The sequence below is a fragment of the Paenibacillus pinisoli genome (genome assembly GCF_003605435.1).
Taxonomy (GTDB): domain Bacteria; phylum Bacillota; class Bacilli; order Paenibacillales; family Paenibacillaceae; genus Pristimantibacillus; species Pristimantibacillus pinisoli.
Map to the genome: position 1 here is coordinate 516,288 of NZ_QXQB01000004.1, position 22,470 is coordinate 538,757.

A 22,470-nucleotide genomic window follows, 5' to 3' on the forward strand; every position below is an offset into this window, starting at 1 on the left:
AGGAGGATCCTTCGTGGTTGAGCCCGGCCTTATTAAAGCCGCCCAATCGGGAGATCGAGACGCATTAATTACTCTGTTGCGTGAGATTGAAACCCATGTCTATCGGACAGCCTATTATATATTGAATAACGAGCAAGACGCGATGGATGCGTCGCAAGAGGCATTAATCCGCATCTATACGAAGATTGGCTCTTATGAGGAGAAGGCGCAGTTCAAGACATGGATACAGCGTATTGTAACCAACATATGCATTGACAAGTTTAGGAGAAGCAAGCCTACGGTATCAATCGATGAGCATGAGATGGTATTCAAGGAGAAGCAGAACGTGGAAGACGAGGTGCTCTCCGCGTACGCGCTCCAGGATATTCGAAGTGCCATCGACAAGCTCCCGGAGCATCACCGTACGGTTGTCGTGCTTCGCTACTTGCAGGATTTTTCGTATAACGAAATTGCGGATTCGCTTGACCTGCCGCTTAATACGGTAAAGTCTTACTTGTTCAGGGCTAGGCAACAGCTGCAATCTTTACTCCATGATTATCAGAAAGGTGGTGTCCGGGGATGAATTGTCAAGAGGTGATGGAACTCATGCAAAGACAGCTGGATGACGATCTCAGCGACGCCGAACTGGAGGTCTTGATGAACCATACAAGACAATGTCCGGACTGTGCAGCTATGTTCGAGCGGATGAAGCAGTTGTCCGCAGAGCTCACTGCCTTGCCCAAGGTAACGCCAAGCTACAGCCTCGTGGACGCGATTATGCCGGAGCTGGAGCGGCTGGACCGTCTTGCCGAGAGTACTGCGACAGCTGCGGAAGCGGCAATCGTGGCCTCGGGCAGCGCCGCCGCTCCGCCGCGCCGCATGCCGCGCAAGAGACGCTGGACGACTTGGAGCGCAATTGGGAGCGTCGTCGCGGCCGGTATAGTGGCCGGATTGTTTATCTTGAACGATCCCGGTGCGATTATCAACAATGATGCGGCCAAGCTTTCCTATTCCGTAGCGGATCTGCCGCAGGATTCAAATGGCCAAGCAGCTGAAATGCGGATGAATGCCGATACAGTGTCAGGTCAGTCCGAGATTGAACTGAAGGCCCATGAGAAGGAAGACAGTCAAGGATTTGCGGCAGGAGGCAACAATCCAGAAGCCGGCGGCGATGTGAGCGTCAGAAGCACCGGCAACAGCTCTACCGAAAAAGGCATCGCCACGAATCCCACTGGAGTTGTGGATCAATATGAATCTTTCGGGGGCGAATCCGATCTTCATAATGAAGGCCAGCCTGACATGGGGATCGCTGTCGCCAACGCATTCCCTTCGCCTGACGGGCAATATGTAGCGCTCTTGGACCAGCATGCGATTACGATCGTATCGGCCGAAGACAAGAAGACGGTTATGCAGACCTCGCGCAAGAACGGACAGCATACCGCGATTGCTTGGTCCGAGGACGGCAGCCAGCTTACCTACGAGGTGCAGCTGGATCGGGGAGCGGCTCAGAAGTACGTTATTGAGACGGCGAGCTGGAAGGAAAAAAAAGCAGCGCATTAATTAACGGATTTACGCACATCCGGCGGTGATTTTCCGTATGATGTAGCGAGAGTTCAGTCTGCGACGTTTTCGCAACGTCGTTAGACCATTCGTATCAGGCAGCGCCATGGAGCTGCCGGCGAGTGTTAATATAAAGACAGAGGGATGGCCAATCGTTGGCACATCCCTTTGTTGCCGTTCTTACATCAATGGAATGGGGGAGCAGTACATGGATGTAAAGGAAGTCGCCAAAGAAATCAAATCCGGCAAGCTGAGGCCGGTGTATGTCCTATATGGCAAGGATCGCTATCGGATGGAGCAATTTATCAGCTTGCTTGCCGATACGATGTTCAAGCAAGACGAGAAAGAAATGGGCATCATGAAGTACGATACTTCGGAGACGCCTCTGGAGGAAGCGGTCATTGAAGCGGAATCGCCTCCGTTCTTCCTGGAACGCAAGCTGGTGCTTGTGCGTGACGCTTCCGTTATGGCTGCGGGCGGCAAAGAGAACGCAAAGCTGGAGCACCGTCCTGATTCTTTGCTGCGCTATATTGAATTTCCTTTGGAGACGAGCGTTATCGTATTTGCCGTCTATGCGGACAAGCTTGATGAAAGACGCAAGCTGGTGAAGACGCTGAAGGACCGGAAAGCATTAATTGCTTTTCCCGAACTGGATACGCCGGAGCTGATGCGATGGATGATGCGAAGGGCATCGGAGCAGCGCCGTGAATTGAAGGAAGGGGCGGCAGAGCTGCTTCTGTCCCGCGTAGGCGTGAACATGGGGCAGCTGGCCCAGGAGGTGGACAAGCTTTGTCTGCACGCGGGTGAAGGCGGCGTCATCGAGCGGGAGACAGCCGCGATGCTTACTGCGGCCACGATGGAAGAGGATGTGTTCGCCCTGATTGATGCGATTGCCGAGCTGCGGATCGGCAGGGCGCTTGAGATGTACCGCCAGCTGCTGATACGCCGGGAGGAGCCGATCAAGATTGCAGCTTTGATCGCAAGGCAGCTGCGCATCATGCTGCAGATCAAGGAATTGGAGCAGCATCATTATTCGCCGCAGCAGATGGCTGGGCAGCTGGGGCTGCACCCTTATGCGGTCAAGCTTGCGGCAGAGAAGAGCCGCAAATTCAAGACCGCCGCGCTTGGCCGCCTGCTGGCGTCGCTTGCCGATCTGGATTATGGCATGAAGACAGGAGCTATCGATAAGACATTCGGTCTGGAGATGTATTTATTGTCCCTGAGCGTGGATAAAGGAGCTTAGGCCGTCAAGCCTAAGTTCCGTCTAATCAAAGTGCACGGCTCTAGTTATGCCAGGCATGCAAAAAGGCTTCGCCTTCTTGGAAGAGGGCGAAGCCTATTGTTGTCTTGTAAGCTTACGCTTGAGCAGTCAATGCGTTCAGGCGTTTTGCAAGACGGGATTTTTTGCGGGCAGCCGCATTTTTATGGATCAGGCCTTTCGTTACTGCTTTGTCCAATTTCTTCGAAGCTGTGATCAGAGCCGCTTTAGCAGCATCTACATCAGTGCCAGCGATCGCTTGGTCAGCAGTTTTAACGGCCGAACGAAGTGCGGATTTTTGGGATGCGTTCAAAGCGCGGCGTTTCTCGTTTGTCTTTACGCGTTTAATCGCGGATTTAATGTTTGGCATGAATTTCACCTCCTACATAGTTCTGTGCAGAACAACAACACAACTTAAAATATATTATCATGCGACTGCCCAAAAAGCAATAGTAACCAATTGGCCGAAGGTACATTTGCCAAGGGCGAAGCAGCAGTGGAATAGAAGTATGAAATTGGCACAGCTGCGAACAATAAGGGAAGATTGTACGCAAGGAAGGGAGAATTGTGGCTGTGGAGAAAGATCTTGATTTGCAAAAGTTCAATGTTAGAACCGATTTGGCGCTTGAAGCCAAGGAAATGGCGGAACGTCCCGGCGCAGGACCGATTCCCGGCATTCACTCCGACACGACGGAGGATGATGGCATAACCATTACAACGCTGCATGTGCAGAACGAGCAAGGCTCGCAAGCGATCGGCAAGATGGTCGGGCAATACATTACGATTGAAGTGCCGGGATTGCGGGATGGCGATACGAAGCTGCAGGACCGGGTCGCCACGCAATTCGCCAAGCATTTCGAGACTTTCCTGCAGCGGCTGAACATATCCAAAAATGCGCGCGTGCTCATCGTCGGCTTGGGCAACTGGAATGTAACACCCGATGCGCTGGGACCGCTCGTGGTCGAGAACGTGATGGTCACCCGCCACTTCTTCGAACTGATGCCGGATCAGGTGGCGCCGGGCTATCGTTCCGTCAGCGCGGTTGCGCCGGGCGTGCTCGGCATTACGGGCATTGAATCAAGCGAGATCGTGCAAGGCATTGTCGACCGCTCAAAGCCCGAGCTGATTATCGCAATAGATGCGCTCGCATCGAAGGCCGTTGAGCGTGTCAATACAACGATCCAAATCGCGGATACGGGCATCCATCCAGGCTCCGGCATCGGCAACAAACGCAAGGGTCTTACCCGCGAAATATTAGGCGTTCCCGTCATTGCGATTGGAGTGCCTACCGTCGTCTACGCCTCCACCATCGTGAGCAATACTTTTGAGATGATGAAGTCTCATTTGGAGCGCCAGAAAGGCGATACGAATCAAATTTTCGGCCTCATGAACCAGATGGACGAGCATGAGCGGCTCCAGCTGGTGCGCGAAGTGCTCAGCCCAATCGGTCACGACCTGCTGGTTACGCCTAAGGAAGTGGATCAATTCATCGAGGATATTGCCAATATTATCGCCAGCGGCCTTAATGCGTCGCTGCATGATGCGGTGGATTCCAATAATGTAGGGGCTTATACCCATTAAAGCCAGTCAGAATACAGCTTAGGCTCCAAGCGGAGCGGATGCGAATGCAGCATCCGTTCCGTTTTTTTTGTGCGAGTTCACTGGGATGTGCCTGCCTCTTCGATTCTATCAGCTAGCAGCATTAGAAAACTATTGGTTCTATGAATCCGGCTTGTCTCATAGATTGATAGTAGCTTAGAGCAGCATAACTATCGCGCCAGCGGATAACAGGAGGTACGTGGGGATGATGAATCGGAAGCCGGCATGGCTGACTCAATGGAATGACAGTACGAAGGTAAAGCATCTGCTCGTCACAGGAAGGGCGTTCTCCTTACTGTCGCTCAGCTCTATGATCTTTTTTATTGTGCTTGGAGCAGCGGGGATTCTGCACCAGCAATCGACCAGCTCGCCTATCCACTCAATGAAGGGATTTTCGGCCGCGGTTTCGAGCGGTTTTTTTGGAGATATGATGGAAATGGAGATGCCTTCTTTCAAAAGCGGCCTGGAATCGGATTCTTTTACCAATAAGGAAATCAGCGCCTTTCTCATGAGGACACTTACGAGCATTAATCCGAATGATCCGTCGGGACTGCTGTCGGCAGAGCTGCCCGGCATGCATAATGATTCCTTCCTGATACGGAAAGGGGTAGGAACCGATACGAATAACGGCCCGCAGGATCATCTCCCAATCACTGATCCTCCAGGCGGAGCCCATGAAGATGACGAAGCGCAGCCGCCGGCTGAGGAGCCGCATGAGGAAGAGCAGGTTCCATCGGCAGAGCCTACCCCGCCGCCGACGCACAAGCCGGATACGGGGGACAATAAAGTAGCTTTTATCTATCACACTCATAACCGGGAGTCTTGGGTGCCGGAGCTGGAGAAAGAGTCCAAAGACGTCAGCTCGAAGACGACCAACATTACGCTAGTCGGCAAGCGGCTGGCAGAGAAGCTGGAGGAAGCGGGCATTGGCTCGCTGCACTCCGATACGGATTACCCTTCTACGGTCAAAGATTTTAATTACGCATACAGCTACAAGTATTCCAAAAAGACGGTGAAAGAAGCGATGGCGAGCAGCGGCGATCTCAAAATGTTTTTTGACCTTCACCGCGACTCGCAAAAACGCAAATATACGACAACAGAGATAAACGGAACAAGCTATGCGCAGGTTTATTTTGTCATCGGTAACAAAAATCCGAATTGGAAAGAGAACGAAGCGTTCGCTACCAAGATTCATAACGCGCTGGAGAAGAAGTACCCTGGTATTTCAAGGGGAATATGGGGGAAAACTACCGGTAATGCGGAGTACAATCAATCGCTGGCTCCGGAAAGCGCGTTGATCGAGATTGGCGGTATAGAGAATACGCTTGAGGAATGTTATCGGACGGCGGATGCTTTGGCGGAAGTGATCTCCGCCATCTACTGGGATGCGGAGAAGGTATCGGGAAAGGAGTAGACGGCTATGAAAGGTAATGCATGGAAGTGGCTTACGATTGGGGGCGTCATCGCGCTGTTGGTCATGTTCGGGCTGGAGATGTCGACCACGGGAATTGAACGTATCTATGGACCGATGAATGGCGAGGAATATACGGCAGGCGCAGGAGAGTCCGATTACAAGTCGGAGACAGAGGAGCGGATCACGGAGCTGGAGCGCGAACTTGCGGAAATTCGGCGAATCGCGTACGGCAACGGGCACGAGGGCGAGGAGACGCGCCTGCAGGGAATTCCTTATGAGAATGACCAGCCGGCTGTCAACAAGCTTGCCGATTCTACATCCGGACTGCTCCAATCGGCTTCCAGCAAAGGCATCCGGTTCGTCGTGGGTTTGTTCGACGGCTGGATGAACTAAACCTTCATTGCTGACATTCCTTCTAACTGGTATAATAGGAGGAATGATTGGAATTATTGGATGTGTGGGGGCTCAAGAATGACTGACGTTCGTGACCGGCAGAAGAAAATAAGAAATTTTTCCATTATCGCTCATATTGACCATGGCAAGTCGACGCTTGCGGATCGGATATTGGAATATACCGGAGCGCTTAGCTCCAGAGAAATGCAAGCGCAGGTTCTTGATAAGATGGATCTGGAGCGCGAGCGCGGCATTACCATTAAGCTTCAGGCTGTTCGGCTCAGCTATCGTGCCGACGACGGCGAAGAATATTTGCTTAATCTGATTGATACGCCAGGGCATGTCGACTTTACATACGAAGTGTCCCGAAGCATGGCGGCGTGCGAAGGCGCGCTTCTCGTAGTAGACGCTGCGCAAGGGATAGAAGCTCAGACACTGGCTAACGTGTATCTGGCGCTCGACAATAATCTTGAAGTATTGCCTGTCATTAATAAGATCGACCTTCCGAGCGCAGAGCCGGATCGGGTCAAGCAAGAGATCGAAGATGTCATCGGACTGGATGCCAGCGAAGCCGTTCACGCTTCGGCGAAGGCGGGTATCGGCATCAAGGAGATTCTGGAGCAGGTTGTCACCAAGGTTCCCGCTCCGAACGGAGATCCCGACCAGCCGCTCAAGGCATTGATCTTCGACTCTCATTACGATGCCTATAAGGGTGTAATCGTATATGTACGCGTTGTAGACGGCAATATTCGCGCAGGCAAGAAGATCAGATTTATGGCGACTGGCGCGGAATTCGAAGTAATCGAAGTAGGCGCGTTCAAACCTAAAATGACGATCGTAGACGAGCTGTCCGTCGGGGATGTAGGTTTTGTTGTAGCGGGCATCAAGAACGTTAAGGATACACGCGTAGGCGATACCGTGACTGACGCGAAGCGCCCCGCGCCAGAGCCGCTTCCAGGCTACCGCCGGATCAATCCAATGGTTTATTGCGGACTGTATCCGATTGAGACGCAAGACTATAACGATCTGCGCGATGCGCTGGAGAAGCTGGAGCTTAACGATGCTTCGCTTCGTTACGAGCCGGAATCATCCACGGCGCTTGGCTTTGGCTTCCGCTGCGGCTTCCTGGGCTTGCTGCATATGGAAATTATCCAGGAGCGGATCGAGCGGGAATTCAACATTCCGCTTATTACGACCGCGCCAAGCGTTATCTACAAGGTTACGCTGACGAATGGTGAGACGATGGATATTGACAACCCGTCCAACTATCCGGAATCGGGCAAGCTTGATTTCGTCGAGGAGCCGTACGTGAAAGCTTCCATCATCGTCCCGAACGATTTTGTCGGCACCATTATGGAGCTTTGCCAAGGCAAGCGCGGCGAGTTTATTAACATGGAATACCTGGATGCGAATCGCGTCACGATTACGTATGATATGCCGCTGTCGGAGATCGTATATGACTTCTTCGACCAGTTGAAGTCCAGAACCAAAGGTTATGCTTCGTTCGACTATGAATTGTCGGGCTACCGCAAGTCTAGCCTCGTGAAGATGGACATCATGCTGAACAGCGAGCAGGTTGACGCCTTGTCCGTCATCGTTCACCGCGACAGAGCTTACCATCGCGGACGCTTGATTTGCGAGAAGATGAAGGAACTGATTCCTCGCCAGATGTTCGAGGTGCCGGTTCAGGCTTCTATCGGAACCAAGGTTATCGCGCGCGAAACGGTCAAAGCGATGCGCAAAAACGTTCTTGCCAAGTGTTACGGCGGCGATATCAGCCGGAAGCGCAAGCTGCTTGAGAAGCAGAAGGAAGGCAAGAAGCGGATGAAGCAGGTAGGCAGCGTCGAGGTTCCGCAGGAAGCGTTCATGGCGGTTCTGAAGATCGACGAAGATTAAACCATACATTGAATACGTTCACGGGGGAGAGCGAACGCTCTCCTTCGTTTTTTGTAGAAGAAAGGAGAGAGCGGGATGAACAGATTGCAAGCGGCTCCGAAGGCGCTTTATATACACATTCCTTTCTGTACGAACAAATGCCATTATTGCGATTTTACCTCTTATGTGCTGAGAGGACAGCCAGTCGATCAGTACCTGGATGCGCTGGAGGAAGAGATGAAGCGCACGGTTGCTTCCCTTCCGCCCGAGCGGATTGAGACGGTATTCGTAGGCGGCGGTACGCCGACGGTGCTGACTCCGCCACAGATGGAACGGTTTTTGGGTGCGGTGTTCAAGCATTTCCCGATTGCCTCTGATGCGGAAGTGACGATGGAGGCCAATCCGGGCACAACGGATTTGGAGAAGCTTAAGGCTATGCGCAGCGGCGGTGTCAACCGGATCAGCTTCGGGGTCCAATCCTTTGACAATGGACTGTTGGAGCGGATCGGCAGAATTCACAATGTAGACGATGTTTATGCAAGCTTGGACAATGCACGCAAAGCCGGATTTGATAATTTGTCTATTGATCTGATGTTCGGCCTGCCGGGCCAGACGGTGGAGCATCTGTCCGATAGCGTTGACCGCGCGATGGCGTTAGGTTTGCCCCATTACTCGCTGTACAGCTTGAAGGTGGAGGAAAATACGCTTTTCCATAAGCTGTACGAGCGCAACGAGCTTCCGCTTCCGCCGGAGGAAGAGGAGTTCAACATGTTTCTTCTATTAATGAAGAAGCTGAAGGAGAACGGCTACCGCCATTATGAGATCAGCAACTTTGCCAAGCCGGGCTATGAGAGCCGCCACAACTCGACGTATTGGCGCAATGAGCCCTATTACGGGCTTGGCGCAGGCGCCCATGGCTACGCACAGGGAATCCGCCATGTCAATTTGAAGGGCGTACAGCCTTATATTGACGCTAACCGCGAGCGGCTGCCGCGGCTTGATGTGTACGATATACCGGAAGCGGAAGCGATGGAAGACTTTATGATGGTTGGGCTGAGGCTGCTCGAAGGGGTTAGAACGTCCAAGTTTGCAGAGCAGTTTCCAGGCCATAGCCTTGAGGAGCAATTTGGACCGATCATAGAGAAATTGCTTGGCAACAAGCTGCTTGAGCGGCTGGAGACGGACGGCGATACGGTGTATAGGCTGACGGATCAAGGGGTTCTGCTGGGCAATGAAGTATTCGGCGCCTTTATTGCCGTATAGGGATAAATTCCGCTTGTGTATTAATTCGATTTGATGTATATTTATTCATATTCTAAATGACATTGAATCGGGAACATGCGGGGGTGGAGGCAGTTATGCAAGCAGTGGAAGTGTTGTGCAGGACAGCGACGACGGATGATGTGGATACGTTATACCAATTAATTCAGGGTTATGCCGAAAAAGGAGTCATGCTGCCCCGCTCGCGCGAAGTGCTGGCCCGTTTGGTGGATACATTCGTCGTAGCGGAGATCGGGAGCGAGGTAGTAGGCTGCGGCGCGCTAACCAAGCTGGGGGATAACCTGGTGGAGATCCGGTCGCTTGGCATTACGGACGGGTATAAGAGCCTGGGTATCGGCAGCAAGCTGGTCGACAAGCTGCTGGAGCAAGCCAAGGAGCAAGGCATTACGAAGGTTATGGCGCTTACGTATGCCGTACCGTTCTTCGAGCGCAACGGGTTCAAGATCGTGGAGAAAGAAATTTTTCCAGAGAAGGTGTGGACGGATTGCGTCAACTGCCCCAAGCAGCACGCTTGCGATGAGATTGCCGTACTTATAGAATTAGACTAAGGAAATCATTCCGTTATCCTTTGCCGTATCAAAAATAGCCGTATAACCAATTGAAAATGTTGGCTGAAAAATACCGAACCGACTTGACAATGACAAAGCTGGTTTGGTATTTTTGTATTAGTGATTAGCACTCATTGAAGTTGAGTGCTAACGATGGATAGAGAGAGGGACAAATGCGATTATTTTGGGAGGGATTGGAATGCTAACGGATCGACAACGTATGATATTGCATGCCATCGTAGATGACTATATTCGTTCGGCTGAACCGGTTGGTTCGCGAAGCATATCCAAGCGCGGCGATGTCGGGTTCAGTCCTGCCACCATCCGGAACGAGATGGCGGATCTGGAGGAACTGGGCTTTCTTGAGCAGCCTCATACGTCCGCAGGCCGAGTGCCGTCTACCAAAGGCTATCGCTATTATGTCGATCATTTGATCCAGCTGAAAGAAATGCAAGAAGAAGACCTTGGCTTCGTTCGGTCATTCGTCACCGAGAAGATGAGCCAAATGGAGCAGGTTATTCAGCAGGCGGCAACCGTGCTATCGAGTTTGACCAACTACACATCGATACTTCTCGGGCCGGAGCTGTTCAATACGTCGCTGAAGCACTTTGGGCTTGTTCCGCTTAATGCGACCTCTGCCGTTGCGATCATTGTGACGAATACGGGGCATGTCGAGAATCGCACCATTACGATTCCGCCTGACCTGAATATGGACGATATGCAGAAGATCGTCAACATTCTGAACACGAAGCTGGTCGGCGTTCCGCTTGTCCGCCTAAAGGCGAAGCTGTACAGCGAGGTGGGCCAGGAGCTGGAGCGCCATGTCGATCATTATGAAGGTTTGCTCAATGTGCTGGATAGCGCCCTTCAGAATGATGACGAGCAGCGCGTCTTTATGAGCGGCACAACAAACATGCTGACGCAGCCTGAATTCAAGGACGTCGACAAAGTGAAGACGATTCTTGATCTGCTGGAAGAGACGCCCACGATTATGAAAATGTTCTCGTCTCTCCCTTCCGGAATACAAGTGCGGATCGGAACAGAAAATGACCATAAGGCAATCAGTGATTGCAGCTTAATTACGGCAACCTATTCCATCGACGGAGAATCGATCGGCACGATCGGCATCTTGGGTCCGACACGAATGGAGTATGGCAAAGTCATCAGCATGCTCGACCTCATCTCTAAGGATATGGGCGTCCTGCTCAGCCGGTGGTATAGATAAGGTCCATGGAATTGCTAATGGATATGCATTCCCTGCAAGTCGGCAATTTTATGAGGAGGTGAAACCAATGAGTGCAAAAGAAACACATAATGAAACAATGGACGCAGTAAAAGACGAAGCTGTGGAAGAGCAGAATCAGGCTGAAGAGAGCGCTCAGACGGAAGAGGCGAACATAGAGGGGAATGATAACCCGCGCATTGCCGAACTGGAGAAGCAAGCCGAGGAAGCGCAACAGCGTTACTTACGCGCACAGGCGGACTTTGACAACTTCCGTCGCCGCACGATGAAGGAGAAGGAAGAGCTGGCCCAATACGCTTCCATGAAGCTGATTGAGCAGTTGCTTCCAGTAGTTGATAACTTCGAACGCGCGATCGCCGCATCCGGCGCCAATAATGATTATGAATCGCTGGCGAAAGGCGTGGATATGATATTCCGCCAGCTCTCTCAGACGCTTGACGCGGAAGGCTTGAAGCCGATTAATGCGGTGGGCGAGCCGTTTAATCCAGAGTTCCATCAAGCGATTATGCAAGTGGAAAGCGATGAGTATGAGGAAGGCGTCGTAGTGGAGGAAGTTCAAAAAGGCTACATGCTGAAAGAAAAAGTTCTTCGTCCTTCGATGGTTAAAGTCAGCGGCTAAGGCTGCTGCTATAGATGCTTGTTAAGCTTGTTTTGCTCCCAAGCCGCTATTAGCGGTTCCATACACTATATTTATTAGGAGGATAATCATGAGCAAAGTTATCGGTATTGACCTTGGTACAACGAACTCCTGCGTTGCCGTTATGGAAGGCGGCGAGGCAGTTGTAATTCCGAACCCGGAAGGCAACCGCACGACGCCATCCGTTGTCGGCTTTAAGAAAGACGGGGAGCGTATTGTCGGCGAGACGGCAAAACGCCAAGCGATCACAAATCCGGATCGCACGATCATGTCGATCAAACGCCATATGGGTACAAACCATAAAGAGAAAATCGACGATAAAGAATTTACAGCGCAAGAAATTTCGGCAATTATCCTGCAAAAGCTGAAAGCCGACGCAGAGGCTTATCTGGGACAGCCCGTGACGCAAGCTGTTATTACCGTTCCGGCTTACTTCAACGACAGCCAGCGCCAAGCGACGAAAGACGCGGGCAAAATCGCAGGCCTTGAAGTTCTCCGTATTGTCAACGAACCAACTGCGGCGGCGCTTGCATATGGTATGGAGAAATCCGAGGATCAAACCATTCTAGTATATGACCTTGGCGGCGGCACATTCGACGTATCCATTCTGGAGCTGGGCGACGGCTTCTTCGAAGTTAAAGCAACTAGCGGCGACAACAAGCTGGGCGGCGACGACTTCGACCAGGTGATCATCGACTATCTGGTATCCGAATTCAAGAAGGATCAAGGCATCGACCTGTCTAAGGACAAAGCGGCTGTACAACGTCTGAAGGATGCGGCTGAGAAAGCGAAAAAAGAGCTTTCCGGCGTCATGACGTCTACGATCTCCCTGCCGTTCATTACAATGGTTGACGGAGTGCCTCAGCACTTGGAGATGAACCTGACTCGCGCGAAATTCGAAGAGCTGTCCGCAGCGCTTGTTGAGCGTACGCTAGGTCCGACTCGCCAAGCTTTGAGCGATTCCGGCCTGACTGCGAACGATATTGACAAAATCGTGCTTGTCGGCGGCTCGACTCGTATTCCTGCCGTACAAGAAGCGGTGAAGAAGCTTACAGGCAAAGACCCTCACAAAGGCGTTAACCCGGATGAAGTGGTTGCCCTTGGCGCAGCGGTTCAAGCCGGCGTATTGACTGGCGACGTGAAGGACGTTGTACTTCTGGACGTAACTCCGTTGTCCCTTGGCATCGAGACTGCAGGCGGCGTCTTCACGAAGATGATCGACCGCAACACAACGATTCCGACAAGCAAATCCCAAGTGTTCTCCACTTATGCGGATAACCAGCCTGGCGTTGAAATCCACGTTCTGCAAGGCGAGCGCTCCATGGCTGCAGGCAACAAAACGCTTGGACGCTTCACACTCAGCGATATCCCGCCGGCACCGCGCGGCGTACCGCAAATCGAAGTTACTTTCGACATCGATGCGAACGGTATCGTTAACGTATCTGCACTAGATAAGGGCACAGGCAAGAGCCAAAAAATCACTATTACATCTTCGGGCGGCCTAAGCGAGGAAGAAATCGAGAAAATGATGAAGGACGCTGAGTTGAATGCGGAAGATGACCGCAAGCGCAAAGAGCTTGTTGAAGCGAAAAACGCAGCTGACCAACTTGTGTACTCCACAGATAAAACGCTGAAGGATCTGGGCGACAAAGTTGATGCTTCTGAGATCGAAAAAGCAAACGCGGCGAAGGAGAAAGTTACCGCTGCGCTGGCAACGGATGATCTGGAGCAAATCAACGCAGCGACTGCAGAGCTGACAGAGATTGTGCAGCAGCTGTCTGTGAAGCTGTATGAGCAAGCTTCCCAAGAAGCCGGTTCCGCTCCAGGCGCTGAAGAAGGCGAAGCGGCCGGCACTAGAGGCAAGGACAATGTAGTTGACGCCGACTACGAAGTTGTCGACGATAACAAGAAGTAAGGACAACTGGCGAGGGGTCAAAGTGGGGCTTGCCCTTTCTTTGACCTCCTTTCGTGCGTCAATACAACAAAAGGTAGCGGGGGTGAGATCGGATGGCTAACAAACGCGATTATTATGAAGTGCTGGGTGTCGGCAAGGATGCCTCCGCGGAAGATATTAAGAAATCGTACCGCAAGCTTGCCAGGCAGTATCATCCGGACGTGAACAAGGCGGATGATGCGGAGACGAAGTTCAAGGAAGTGAAGGAAGCGTACGACGTGCTGAGCGATGACGGCAAGCGTTCAACTTACGACCGTTATGGTCACGTCGATCCGAATCAAGGCATGGGCGGAGCAGGCGGAGCTGATTTTGGCGGCTTCGGCGATATTTTCGATATGTTCTTTGGCGGAGGCGGCGGACGGCGCGATCCGAATGCGCCGCAGCGCGGGAACGATCTTCAATATACGATGACGATCGACTTCAAGGAAGCGGTCTTCGGCAAGGAAGCGGAGATTACGATTCCGAGAACGGAATCTTGCGATACGTGTCACGGTTCGGGCGCGAAGCCCGGCACGAAGCCGGACACATGCTCCACCTGTCACGGTTCCGGACAGCAAGAAGTGGTTCAGAACACGCCATTCGGACGTATGGTCAACCGGCGCGCGTGTACGACTTGCTCCGGCACAGGACGCATTATCCGCGAGAAATGCGGAACATGCCACGGCGCAGGCAAGGTCAAGAAGCAGCGCCGCATCAAAGTCAACATTCCTGCCGGCGTGGATGACGGCGCGCAAATCCGGATGTCCGGGGAAGGCGAAGGCGGCTTAAGAGGCGGCCCTGCAGGCGATCTGTACATTGTGCTGCGCGTGAAATCTCATGAGTTTTTCGATCGTGAAGGCGATGACATTTATTGCGAAGTGCCGCTTACATTCGTCCAGGCAGCGCTTGGCGACGAGATAGAAATTCCTACTCTGACCGAAAAGGTGAAGCTGAAGATACCTGCGGGCACGCAGACAGGCACTTATTTCAGGCTGAAAGGCAAAGGTGTTCCGAAGCTTCGCGGCTACGGCACTGGCGATCAGCATGTCAAAGTGACAATTGTGACGCCAACCAGCTTATCTGATGAGCAAAAGGATTTGCTGCGTCAATTCGCCGGATTGTCCGGGGAAACAACGAACGAGCAAGGCGAGCATCATGAATCCATCTTCGAGAAAATGAAGAAAGCGTTCCGCGGCGAATAGCGCGGAACGTTTTTTTGTATAGATTTTGTCCCGTCCACGCATGCTATACCGGTGGAAATCAATGCCGTAAGGATATGCGAAGGAGGGAACCAGCATGGTGAATGAACACAACGAGCCCGAAAAAGTCAATTTCGGTCAGCTGCCAATCGGCAAAAACGAAGATGTTGAGTTTTCGGAGGAATTGGCTGACGAGGCCGACCGCAAAGCTCAGCAGCGCGCCAATGAAGCCGACCAGCGGGCGCAGGAGCAATAAATATGTCTACCGTAGAAATTCATGCGGCGTTCAAGGACGAGCAGTCTGCGATGGAGGCGCTCCATAAGCTGCAGGCGCTCCGGGCAGTCGACGTATGCGGCCTGTATGAGCATGGACGCCTTACCGCTACGATTGAAGATGCGGTAGCGGATCGAGCCATGCGGCTTATTGAACAGGTCGGGGGAAGTATTACGAGTGGACACTCTGAATAAGCCTGTTAACACAAATGACGCAAAAAGCAATCCGCTTTTTGCGTCATTTTTTTGTGCTTGGACCTGGGATTGGTGTACAATAGAGGATAGGCATTTTTGAACTTTGGGAGGCATTACATATGAAATGGCATGAGATTACGATAGGCACGACAGAGGAAGCGACGGAGATGATCTCCAACTTCTTGCATGAAATGGGAGCGGGAGGCGTATCGATCGAGGAATCCGGCACACTGAACAAGCCGCGCGACACATCCCTCGGGCAATGGTACGAGCTGCCGCTTAACGATATACCGGAAGGCCAGGCTGTCATTAAAGGATACTTCAACGAAGAGACCGATACGGATGAGCTGATTGCCGCGCTTAAGCCGAGAGTCGAGGAGCTGAAGGAATTCGGAATTGATATTGGTGAGGTTACTTATTCGGCGGTTGAAGTGGATGACGAAGACTGGGCTACGGCGTGGAAGCAATATTTCAAGCCGATCCGCGTCTCGGAGACGTTGACGATCAAGCCGACCTGGGAGGATTACAAGGCTGGGGAAGGGGAGCGGATTATCGAGCTTGACCCCGGCATGGCCTTCGGCACCGGCACGCATCCGACAACGGCGCTTTGCTTGCAGACGCTGGAGTCGGTCGTGAAGGGCGGCGAAGAGATGATCGATGTTGGCACGGGCTCCGGCATTCTCGCGATCGGTGCTTGCCGGCTGGGAGTGAAAGGCGTGCTTGCGCTTGATCTTGATCCTGTTGCGGTATCCAGCGCGACGGAGAATGTGCGGCTGAACGAGTTGTCCGATCAAGTAGAAGTGAAGCTTAGCGATCTGCTTGGCGTGTTGAAGGGCGGCGAGGCTGCATCTGTCGGCAGCCACGGATTGCGCGTTACCGTGCCGGTTGATCTGGTCGTTGCCAATATACTTGCCGAGATTATTCTGCTCTTCATCGATGATGTCTATCAATCGCTCAAGCCAGGCGGCACATACATTGCTTCCGGCGTCTATAAGAATAAAGAAACGGATGTGGAGCAAGGCCTCATTGCCTCTGGCTTCCATATCGTTGAAAAACGCCGCGACGAGGACTGGATCGCCTTCGTTGCGACCAAGCCGCAGGAGGGATAAATGGAACGTTTTCTATGGTACCCGCTTGAGGATTTGCCGTTTATCGTCATTGTGCTCATGATTGTGTTCACGGTGCATGAATTTGCTCATGCGTACGCGGCCTATAAGTTCGGAGACGATACGGCTTACAAGGAAGGCCGGGTTACGCTCAATCCGATGGTTCATCTGGACTTGTTCGGCTCGATCCTGCTTCTGATCGCCGGCTTTGGCTGGGCCAAGCCGGTTCCGGTCAATACAAGCCGATTCAAGAATCGACGTCTGATGAGCATTATTGTGTCGGCTGTAGGCCCCCTCAGCAATTTGCTGATGGCTTTTATCGGGATGCTGATTTTCTATATCCTGCATGAGACGGGAGTCATGTATTCCGTATCGCATGGCGTTTATATGGCGCTTGTCCATTTCTTTTATTATTTGATCATTATTAATATTCTTTTGTTCGTCTTTAACTTTATTCCGCTTCCTCCTTTGGACGGTTACCGGATTGTAGCCGAGCTATTGCCGCTGCGCATCCGCTACAAGATCGAGCAAAATATTCATTGGGCCATGATTATCTTTTTGCTGTTTGTCTTCATTCCGCCGCTGCGCGCGGTAACGCTCGATCCGATTTTGAGCCTGCAAGCACCTATTTTCTTGGGACTCATCGATCTGTTCGACGGCGTCTTTTCGCCGATTAATTGGAATGACATATTAATGGATTTCTTCAAGTAAAACATGCTAAGATGAAGGATGGAATGAACGTCTATGCAGCGATATTTTATAGCGCCTGAGCAATTCAGCGAAGGCGTCATTACGATAACGGGCGAGGATGCCCACCATGCGGCAAGGGTTATGCGCATGAAGGCCGATGATAAGCTGATCGCATGCGACGGATCAGGCCGTTCGGCGCTGGCGGTTGTCCGCGAAATCTCGCCTCAGGAAGTGAAGGCGGAAGTGCTGGAATTGCTGGCGGCGGATAGCGAGCCTGCTTGGTCGGTGACGATTGCCCAGAGCTTGCCGAAGGGCGACAAGATGGAGCTGGTTATCCAGAAAGGAACCGAGATCGGAGCGGCTGCGTTCCTGCCCTTCGAATCGGAGCGGATGATCGTGCAGTACGATGCCAAGAAGGAAGCGAAGCGCCTCGAGCGCTGGGGCAAGATTGCGAAGGAAGCTGCGGAACAGTCCCATCGCCATCGCGTCCCGTCCATCCTGCCGCTTGCAAGCTGGAAGGGGCTGCTTGCAGCCATTGCGGAATATGATCTGGCTCTGTTTTGCTATGAGCGAGAGGGCGACAGGGCGCATGGCCAAGGCATAGGCGACGTCGTGCGAGCTTGGAAGCAAGAACGAGAGGGAATGACAGGCACTGTTCAAGGCGCGTCACCTTCGATTCTGCTGATCGTCGGCTCCGAAGGAGGCTTTACCGAGCGCGAAGCGGAGGAAGCGCAAGCGGCCGGAGCCAGGCTGGCCGGTCTGGGCAAACGCATATTAAGAACGGAAACGGCAGGGCTGGTTGGCTTGACCTGCTTACTATATGAATCTGGAGAAATGGGAGGAGCGTGACCAGTATGCCAACAGTCGCGTTTTATACACTGGGCTGCAAAGTAAACTTCTACGATACAGAAGCGATTTGGCAGCTATTCAAAAATGAAGGCTACGAGCAGGTTGATTTCGAGACGACAACAGCTGACGTCTATTTGATCAATACATGCACCGTTACAAATACAGGAGATAAGAAGAGCCGTCAAATTATCCGCAGGGCGATCAGACGCAATCCGGATGCCATTATTGCGGTGACGGGCTGCTATGCGCAGACATCTCCGGCGGAGATTATGGCGATTGAGGGTGTCGACCTTGTGATCGGCACGCAGGACCGGGACAAAATCATGACCTTTGTGAAGCAAATTCAGGATGACCGCAAGCCTGTCAATGCTGTGCGCAACATTATGAAGACGCGCAGCTTTGAAGAGCTGGACGTGCCTGACTTTGCAGAGCGCACGCGCGCTTTCTTGAAGATTCAAGAAGGCTGCAACAACTTCTGCACGTTCTGCATTATTCCATGGTCGCGCGGTCTTTCGCGAAGCCGTGAGCCGCAGAGCGTACTTGAGCAAGCAAAAGCCCTGGTTGCTGCAGGCTACAAGGAAATCGTGCTGACGGGCATCCATACCGGCGGTTACGGCGACGATATGGAGAATTACAATTTGACAAGCCTGCTATGGGACCTCGACAAAATCGAAGGCCTCGAGCGGATCCGGATCAGCTCGATCGAGGCAAGTCAAATTGACGATGCGATGATTGAAGTGCTGAACCGTTCCAAGAAAATGTGCCGCCATCTGCATATTCCGCTGCAGGCCGGCGAGAATTCCGTGTTGAAGCGGATGCGCCGGAAATATACGACGGAGCAATTCGCTTCGAAGATCAAGCGTCTGCATGAAGCGATGCCTGGCGTAGCGATTACGACGGACGTTATTGTCGGATTCCCTGGCGAGACGGACGAAATGTTCGAAGAGGGCTATCGTTTTATGGAGGAGCTGAAGTTCGCGGAGATGCATGTCTTCCCTTATTCGAAGCGAACAGGCACACCGGCAGCGCGCATGGATGACCAGGTGGACGAGGAAGTGAAGAACGATCGCGTTCACAAGCTCATCGATCTGTCTGAGAAGATGCAGCTGGAGTATGCGCAGCAGTACGTGGGTACCGTGCTTGACGTCATTCCGGAGCGCGAATACAAAGGCGCGCCTGGCGAAGGTCTTGTTATGGGCTACACAGACAATTACCTCCAAGTCATTTTTGATGGCTCCGAGGATATGATCGGACAGCTTTGTCGCGTCAAGATTACGGAAGCGGGCGTTAACGAATGCCGCGGCCAGTTCTTGCGCGTATTGGATTCCAGGCTGCCTGCGGAGGAGCAGGAGTCGGATTCATTCGTCTACGAGCGTCCGGAGGCGCTGCGAGCTTAACGATGACCTTATAGCGGGATTCCCTATTCTTTTTGCGCTTGAGGGTGAAAAGATGAAGGAATCCTTTGCTGCATATACTATTGCGTAAATGTTGCTAGGGGGAATAGACATGGTGGAAATTTCAGCGGGTGGAGTCGTATACCGCCACAATGAGCAAGGACAGCTTCAAATTCAGCTCATTCAAGACCGGTACGGCAAAGTGTCGCTTCCGAAGGGCAAGATGGAGGCAGGCGAGACGGTGGAGCAGACCGCTCTGCGCGAGATAGCCGAAGAGACCGGGCTGGAAGGCAAAATCGTCGCCCCGATCGACCAAATCAAGTATCAATATGAGCATGCCGAATTCGGCACGGTCAATAAGGAAGTGCATTACTATCTTGTGGAGGCAGTTGGAGGCAAACATCAGGCGCAGGTGGAGGAAATCCGCGGCGTTGACTGGTTCGAGCCGATGGAAGCGTGGCGCCGCCAGAAGCAATCCGGCTATGACAACAACCACCGGATTGTGGCAGGCGCGCTTCAGCTCCTGGGACTGACGGTCGATTAACAGCAAGAAAGAGCCGCGCGGTCAGCGAAGCTCAATCTTGTCGAGGCGCCGCCAAGCGCCCAAATAGCATAATGGCAGCGCCAACAGGGAGCATGCGATGTTGAAGATCGTCTGAGCATGGGCGATAAGCGAGGCGGGTGAATGCGACAGCCAATCGGATACGGCGGTCAGCTCGCTGATCAGCGGCAGGAATAGAAGGGCTCCGCCGATGTTCAGTATCGTATGTGCGTAGGCTACATATTGTCCGGATCTGGAGCCGCCGATCGAGGCGATCAGCGCAGTGACGCATGTGCCGATATTCGCTCCAAGTACTAAGGCAACGCCAATCTCCGGCGGCATAGCGCCGATCGTGACGAAGCCCATAACGAGGCCGATGACAGCGGCGCTGCTATGGATAGCGGCGGTCAGTATAGCTCCTGCCGCAAGTCCCCACCAGACGCTGGTAGCGGCTTTATCGATAAACCAGTCGAACATGGCGCTGCTTTGTACGACCGGTCCGATGGACTGCATGATCGACAGGCCCGCCAGCAGCAGCCCGAATCCGCATACGGCGACTGAGGACGAGCGCACCGGCTCCAGCCAGCGCGGACTGCCGAGCCGCGGCCATATTCTTACTTCGCCCAGCAGCGCAGTGAGAAGCCATACCGCAATAGAAGCGGTGAGCAGCGGAGTAGACAGCGATTGAATATTGAGTCCGATCAATTCTGTTGTCAGGCAAGTGCCGATATTGGTGCCAAGAATAATGCCTAGCGTTCTCGGGAATGAGAGAAGCCCAGCATTAACGAGACCGATAGAGATGACGGTAACGGCGGTGCTGCTTTGCAAAAAAGCAGTCGTTACGGTTCCTACGGCAAGCCCGTGCAGCGGCGTTTTGGTCGAGCGCTGAAGCGCTTGAGAGAGATAGGGACCCGCAAGCCGGTGCAGGGCCAGCTCCATCAGCTTCATGCCGCACATAAATACGGCAAATCCGAGCAGCACAGGTACGACTATGGATTGTATCATGTCCAGGCTCTCCTTCTGCTTGCTGTTCATTCATATATTTATGGTTATGCCGCCAGAGGGACGGGCATGACAAGCCTTATACATAGAGAGGACGACGGAACGGTGAAAGAGCAAGCTAGAATCGTGCTGAACAAGGCGCGCAAAAAAAGAATCGAGCAGGGCCATCCATGGGTGTTCGCCAGTGAAATTGACCGGCTAGAGGGCGAGGCGGAGGCCGGCGGCCTGGTTGAGGTAGTCAATCATCAAGGACGGTACCTGGCCACAGGATATTGGAATCCCCGTTCTCAAATTACGGTCAGAATTGTTTCCTATGATCCCCTTCGAGCGATGGACAAGCCATTCTTCACAGAAAAGCTGCAGCGATGCAAGGAGCATCGCGAGCGCTTCGTGGCGGATACCGATTGCCGGCTCGTCTACGGCGAGGCCGATCAGCTTCCGGGTCTTATTGTAGACCGGTTCGGCGGCGTGCTGGTTGTGCAATTGTTGACGCTTGGGATGGATGCCGCCAAGGAAGATTTGGTTGCCGCTCTTGTAGAGGTGTTCAATCCGAAGGGAATCTATGAGCGGAGCGATGTGAGCGTTCGCGGACTGGAAGGGCTTGAGGAGCGCAAAGGCGTCTTATACGGCGAATGTCCGCCGATTATCGAGATTGAAGAAAATGGCTTGAAGATGGAAGTAGACATAGTCGAAGGCCAGAAGACAGGTTATTTCTTCGACCAGAGAGAGAATCGGGCCTCTATCGCCCCCCTTATGAAAGGCTGGGGAAGCAGAAGCGGGATCAGGCTGGCGGAAGACCCGGACGGGGGCGACGCTCTTGTGCCGGTGAATGCCAACGGCAAGGCGGTTACATTCCCTTATTGGGACGGAGCTACGGTGCTGGAGTGCTTCGCGCACACGGGCAGCTTTACGCTGCATGCATGTCAGTATGGAGCTAAGAAGGTTACGTGCCTGGACGTATCCCAGCATGCGATCGATACTGCGAAGCGCAATGTGGAGAGAAACGGCTTTACCGACCGGGTAGAGTTTGTGGTGGCGGATGCCTTTCAATATTTGAGAGAGCAGACGAAAGGGCTGGAGGAGCGTAAGCTGCGCGCTGCTGGAGCCGCTGACACGTCGAAGAAGCTGGAGCGGTCCGGCCGTACGTGGGATGTCGTCATCCTTGACCCGCCTGCCTTTGCCAAGACGCGCAATGCGGTAGCCGGCGCATGCAGAGGCTATAAAGATATCAATTTGCAGGGGCTTAAGCTTGTGAACGAAGGCGGTTATCTGGTGACAGCGAGCTGCTCGTATCATATGCGCCCAGATTTGTTCCTGGAGACGATTCACGAAGCGGCGATCGATGCAGGCAAAATATTGCGTCTGGTTGAATGGCGAGCAGCGGGCAAGGATCATCCGCAGCTGCTCGGAGTGGATGAAGGACATTATTTGAAATTTGCGATTTTTGAAGTAAGAAGCAGAACTGCTGCAAAGTAAGCGGCAGAATACGTTCGCTCGGGAA

23 protein-coding genes are annotated in these 22,470 nt (G+C 52.8%); 21 read left to right on the top strand and 2 right to left on the bottom strand.

Features of this window, described 5'->3' with window-relative positions; translation table 11 throughout:
• The first annotated feature begins 13 nt into the window (after window positions 1-13).
• From D3P09_RS19500 to holA, 3 genes are all read left to right on the top strand, one after another.
• The gene (locus D3P09_RS19500) at window positions 14-562 is read left to right on the top strand and encodes an RNA polymerase sigma factor (protein ID WP_120113064.1); all 549 of its coding nucleotides are present in this window, start codon (window positions 14-16) and stop codon (window positions 560-562) included.
• 14 nt (window positions 563-576) lie between these two features.
• Window positions 577-1,539 carry an anti-sigma factor family protein gene (locus D3P09_RS19505; protein ID WP_279387140.1) on the top strand — a complete coding sequence of 321 codons (963 nt, stop codon included), beginning with the start codon at window positions 577-579 and terminating at the stop codon, window positions 1,537-1,539.
• A gap of 208 nt (window positions 1,540-1,747) precedes the next feature.
• Window positions 1,748-2,782 (top strand): DNA polymerase III subunit delta, encoded by a 1,035-nt coding sequence (holA, locus tag D3P09_RS19510; RefSeq protein ID WP_120113066.1) that lies wholly within the window; start codon window positions 1,748-1,750, stop codon window positions 2,780-2,782.
• Window positions 2,783-2,894: 112 nt separating this feature from the next.
• Here the strand turns inward: holA and rpsT are convergent, their stop codons facing one another.
• Window positions 2,895-3,167, bottom strand: a complete 273-nt coding sequence (rpsT, locus tag D3P09_RS19515; protein ID WP_120113067.1) for a 30S ribosomal protein S20 — start codon at window positions 3,165-3,167, stop codon at window positions 2,895-2,897.
• A 269-nt stretch (window positions 3,168-3,436) separates the two neighbouring features.
• On the opposite strand from rpsT, the gene gpr reads away from it, so the two are divergent.
• The 17 genes from gpr to D3P09_RS19600 all read left to right on the top strand — a co-directional run bounded on the left by gpr (window position 3,437) and on the right by D3P09_RS19600 (window position 19,970).
• Entirely contained in the window at window positions 3,437-4,378 is a 942-nt protein-coding gene (gene gpr, locus D3P09_RS19520) for a GPR endopeptidase (protein ID WP_243644340.1), read from the top strand.
• Window positions 4,379-4,601: 223 nt separating this feature from the next.
• Window positions 4,602-5,810, top strand: a complete 1,209-nt coding sequence (gene spoIIP, locus D3P09_RS19525; RefSeq protein WP_341538302.1) for a stage II sporulation protein P — start codon at window positions 4,602-4,604, stop codon at window positions 5,808-5,810.
• A 6-nt stretch (window positions 5,811-5,816) separates the two neighbouring features.
• Window positions 5,817-6,203 (top strand): hypothetical protein, encoded by a 387-nt coding sequence (locus D3P09_RS19530; RefSeq protein WP_120113068.1) that lies wholly within the window; start codon window positions 5,817-5,819, stop codon window positions 6,201-6,203.
• 78 nt (window positions 6,204-6,281) lie between these two features.
• Window positions 6,282-8,099 carry a translation elongation factor 4 gene (gene lepA / locus D3P09_RS19535; RefSeq protein WP_120113069.1) on the top strand — a complete coding sequence of 606 codons (1,818 nt, stop codon included), beginning with the start codon at window positions 6,282-6,284 and terminating at the stop codon, window positions 8,097-8,099.
• Window positions 8,100-8,174: 75 nt separating this feature from the next.
• Complete coding sequence (gene hemW, locus D3P09_RS19540) at window positions 8,175-9,341, top strand: radical SAM family heme chaperone HemW (RefSeq protein WP_120113070.1); 1,167 nt, start codon at window positions 8,175-8,177, stop codon at window positions 9,339-9,341.
• Window positions 9,342-9,436: 95 nt separating this feature from the next.
• The gene (locus D3P09_RS19545; RefSeq protein ID WP_120113071.1) at window positions 9,437-9,907 is read left to right on the top strand and encodes an N-acetyltransferase; all 471 of its coding nucleotides are present in this window, start codon (window positions 9,437-9,439) and stop codon (window positions 9,905-9,907) included.
• Window positions 9,908-10,106: 199 nt separating this feature from the next.
• Entirely contained in the window at window positions 10,107-11,132 is a 1,026-nt protein-coding gene (gene hrcA / locus D3P09_RS19550; RefSeq protein WP_120113072.1) for a heat-inducible transcriptional repressor HrcA, read from the top strand.
• Between the two features lie 67 nt (window positions 11,133-11,199).
• On the top strand, window positions 11,200-11,769 hold the full coding sequence (grpE, locus tag D3P09_RS19555; RefSeq protein ID WP_120113073.1) for a nucleotide exchange factor GrpE: 570 nt from the start codon (window positions 11,200-11,202) through the stop codon (window positions 11,767-11,769).
• Between the two features lie 88 nt (window positions 11,770-11,857).
• Entirely contained in the window at window positions 11,858-13,702 is a 1,845-nt protein-coding gene (gene dnaK / locus D3P09_RS19560) for a molecular chaperone DnaK (RefSeq protein WP_120113074.1), read from the top strand.
• A 92-nt stretch (window positions 13,703-13,794) separates the two neighbouring features.
• A complete protein-coding gene (gene dnaJ, locus D3P09_RS19565; protein WP_120113075.1) occupies window positions 13,795-14,922 on the top strand; it encodes a molecular chaperone DnaJ in 1,128 nt (375 codons plus the stop codon).
• Window positions 14,923-15,016: 94 nt separating this feature from the next.
• Window positions 15,017-15,175 (top strand): YfhD family protein, encoded by a 159-nt coding sequence (locus D3P09_RS19570; RefSeq protein ID WP_120113076.1) that lies wholly within the window; start codon window positions 15,017-15,019, stop codon window positions 15,173-15,175.
• Between the two features lie 2 nt (window positions 15,176-15,177).
• The gene (locus tag D3P09_RS19575) at window positions 15,178-15,387 is read left to right on the top strand and encodes a hypothetical protein (protein ID WP_120113077.1); all 210 of its coding nucleotides are present in this window, start codon (window positions 15,178-15,180) and stop codon (window positions 15,385-15,387) included.
• 119 nt (window positions 15,388-15,506) lie between these two features.
• Window positions 15,507-16,496, top strand: a complete 990-nt coding sequence (prmA, locus tag D3P09_RS19580; RefSeq protein ID WP_120113078.1) for a 50S ribosomal protein L11 methyltransferase — start codon at window positions 15,507-15,509, stop codon at window positions 16,494-16,496.
• Window positions 16,497-17,204, top strand: a complete 708-nt coding sequence (locus D3P09_RS19585; RefSeq protein WP_120113079.1) for a site-2 protease family protein — start codon at window positions 16,497-16,499, stop codon at window positions 17,202-17,204.
• A 33-nt stretch (window positions 17,205-17,237) separates the two neighbouring features.
• Window positions 17,238-18,032, top strand: coding sequence for an RsmE family RNA methyltransferase (locus D3P09_RS19590; protein ID WP_120113080.1), 795 nt, complete (start codon window positions 17,238-17,240; stop codon window positions 18,030-18,032).
• A gap of 5 nt (window positions 18,033-18,037) precedes the next feature.
• A complete protein-coding gene (gene mtaB, locus D3P09_RS19595; protein WP_120113081.1) occupies window positions 18,038-19,429 on the top strand; it encodes a tRNA (N(6)-L-threonylcarbamoyladenosine(37)-C(2))-methylthiotransferase MtaB in 1,392 nt (463 codons plus the stop codon).
• Window positions 19,430-19,538: 109 nt separating this feature from the next.
• A complete protein-coding gene (locus D3P09_RS19600; protein WP_120113082.1) occupies window positions 19,539-19,970 on the top strand; it encodes an NUDIX hydrolase in 432 nt (143 codons plus the stop codon).
• 21 nt (window positions 19,971-19,991) lie between these two features.
• On the opposite strand, the gene D3P09_RS19605 is transcribed toward D3P09_RS19600, so the two are convergent.
• A complete protein-coding gene (locus D3P09_RS19605; protein WP_120113083.1) occupies window positions 19,992-20,972 on the bottom strand; it encodes a Na/Pi cotransporter family protein in 981 nt (326 codons plus the stop codon).
• 66 nt (window positions 20,973-21,038) lie between these two features.
• Here D3P09_RS19605 and D3P09_RS19610 point away from each other — a divergent pair, with 66 nt between their 5' ends.
• Window positions 21,039-22,445 carry a class I SAM-dependent rRNA methyltransferase gene (locus D3P09_RS19610; protein ID WP_120113084.1) on the top strand — a complete coding sequence of 469 codons (1,407 nt, stop codon included), beginning with the start codon at window positions 21,039-21,041 and terminating at the stop codon, window positions 22,443-22,445.
• The last annotated feature ends 25 nt before the right edge of the window (window positions 22,446-22,470 follow it).

Excerpts from the sequence above, each read along its gene's own strand:
- D3P09_RS19505 (WP_279387140.1), top strand. The coding sequence starts at position 577 with ATGGAACTCATGCAAAGACAGCTGGATGACGATCTCAGCGACGCCGAA.
- holA (WP_120113066.1), top strand. The coding sequence starts at position 1,748 with ATGGATGTAAAGGAAGTCGCCAAAGAAATCAAATCCGGCAAGCTGAGG.
- rpsT (WP_120113067.1), bottom strand. The coding sequence starts at position 3,167 with ATGCCAAACATTAAATCCGCGATTAAACGCGTAAAGACAAACGAGAAA.
- gpr (WP_243644340.1), top strand. The coding sequence starts at position 3,437 with ATGGCGGAACGTCCCGGCGCAGGACCGATTCCCGGCATTCACTCCGAC.
- spoIIP (WP_341538302.1), top strand. The coding sequence starts at position 4,602 with ATGATGAATCGGAAGCCGGCATGGCTGACTCAATGGAATGACAGTACG.
- D3P09_RS19530 (WP_120113068.1), top strand. The coding sequence starts at position 5,817 with ATGAAAGGTAATGCATGGAAGTGGCTTACGATTGGGGGCGTCATCGCG.
- lepA (WP_120113069.1), top strand. The coding sequence starts at position 6,282 with ATGACTGACGTTCGTGACCGGCAGAAGAAAATAAGAAATTTTTCCATT.
- hemW (WP_120113070.1), top strand. The coding sequence starts at position 8,175 with ATGAACAGATTGCAAGCGGCTCCGAAGGCGCTTTATATACACATTCCT.
- D3P09_RS19545 (WP_120113071.1), top strand. The coding sequence starts at position 9,437 with ATGCAAGCAGTGGAAGTGTTGTGCAGGACAGCGACGACGGATGATGTG.
- hrcA (WP_120113072.1), top strand. The coding sequence starts at position 10,107 with ATGCTAACGGATCGACAACGTATGATATTGCATGCCATCGTAGATGAC.
- grpE (WP_120113073.1), top strand. The coding sequence starts at position 11,200 with ATGAGTGCAAAAGAAACACATAATGAAACAATGGACGCAGTAAAAGAC.
- dnaK (WP_120113074.1), top strand. The coding sequence starts at position 11,858 with ATGAGCAAAGTTATCGGTATTGACCTTGGTACAACGAACTCCTGCGTT.
- dnaJ (WP_120113075.1), top strand. The coding sequence starts at position 13,795 with ATGGCTAACAAACGCGATTATTATGAAGTGCTGGGTGTCGGCAAGGAT.
- D3P09_RS19570 (WP_120113076.1), top strand. The coding sequence starts at position 15,017 with ATGGTGAATGAACACAACGAGCCCGAAAAAGTCAATTTCGGTCAGCTG.
- D3P09_RS19575 (WP_120113077.1), top strand. The coding sequence starts at position 15,178 with ATGTCTACCGTAGAAATTCATGCGGCGTTCAAGGACGAGCAGTCTGCG.
- prmA (WP_120113078.1), top strand. The coding sequence starts at position 15,507 with ATGAAATGGCATGAGATTACGATAGGCACGACAGAGGAAGCGACGGAG.
- D3P09_RS19585 (WP_120113079.1), top strand. The coding sequence starts at position 16,497 with ATGGAACGTTTTCTATGGTACCCGCTTGAGGATTTGCCGTTTATCGTC.
- D3P09_RS19590 (WP_120113080.1), top strand. The coding sequence starts at position 17,238 with ATGCAGCGATATTTTATAGCGCCTGAGCAATTCAGCGAAGGCGTCATT.
- mtaB (WP_120113081.1), top strand. The coding sequence starts at position 18,038 with ATGCCAACAGTCGCGTTTTATACACTGGGCTGCAAAGTAAACTTCTAC.
- D3P09_RS19600 (WP_120113082.1), top strand. The coding sequence starts at position 19,539 with ATGGTGGAAATTTCAGCGGGTGGAGTCGTATACCGCCACAATGAGCAA.
- D3P09_RS19605 (WP_120113083.1), bottom strand. The coding sequence starts at position 20,972 with ATGATACAATCCATAGTCGTACCTGTGCTGCTCGGATTTGCCGTATTT.
- D3P09_RS19610 (WP_120113084.1), top strand. The coding sequence starts at position 21,039 with ATGACAAGCCTTATACATAGAGAGGACGACGGAACGGTGAAAGAGCAA.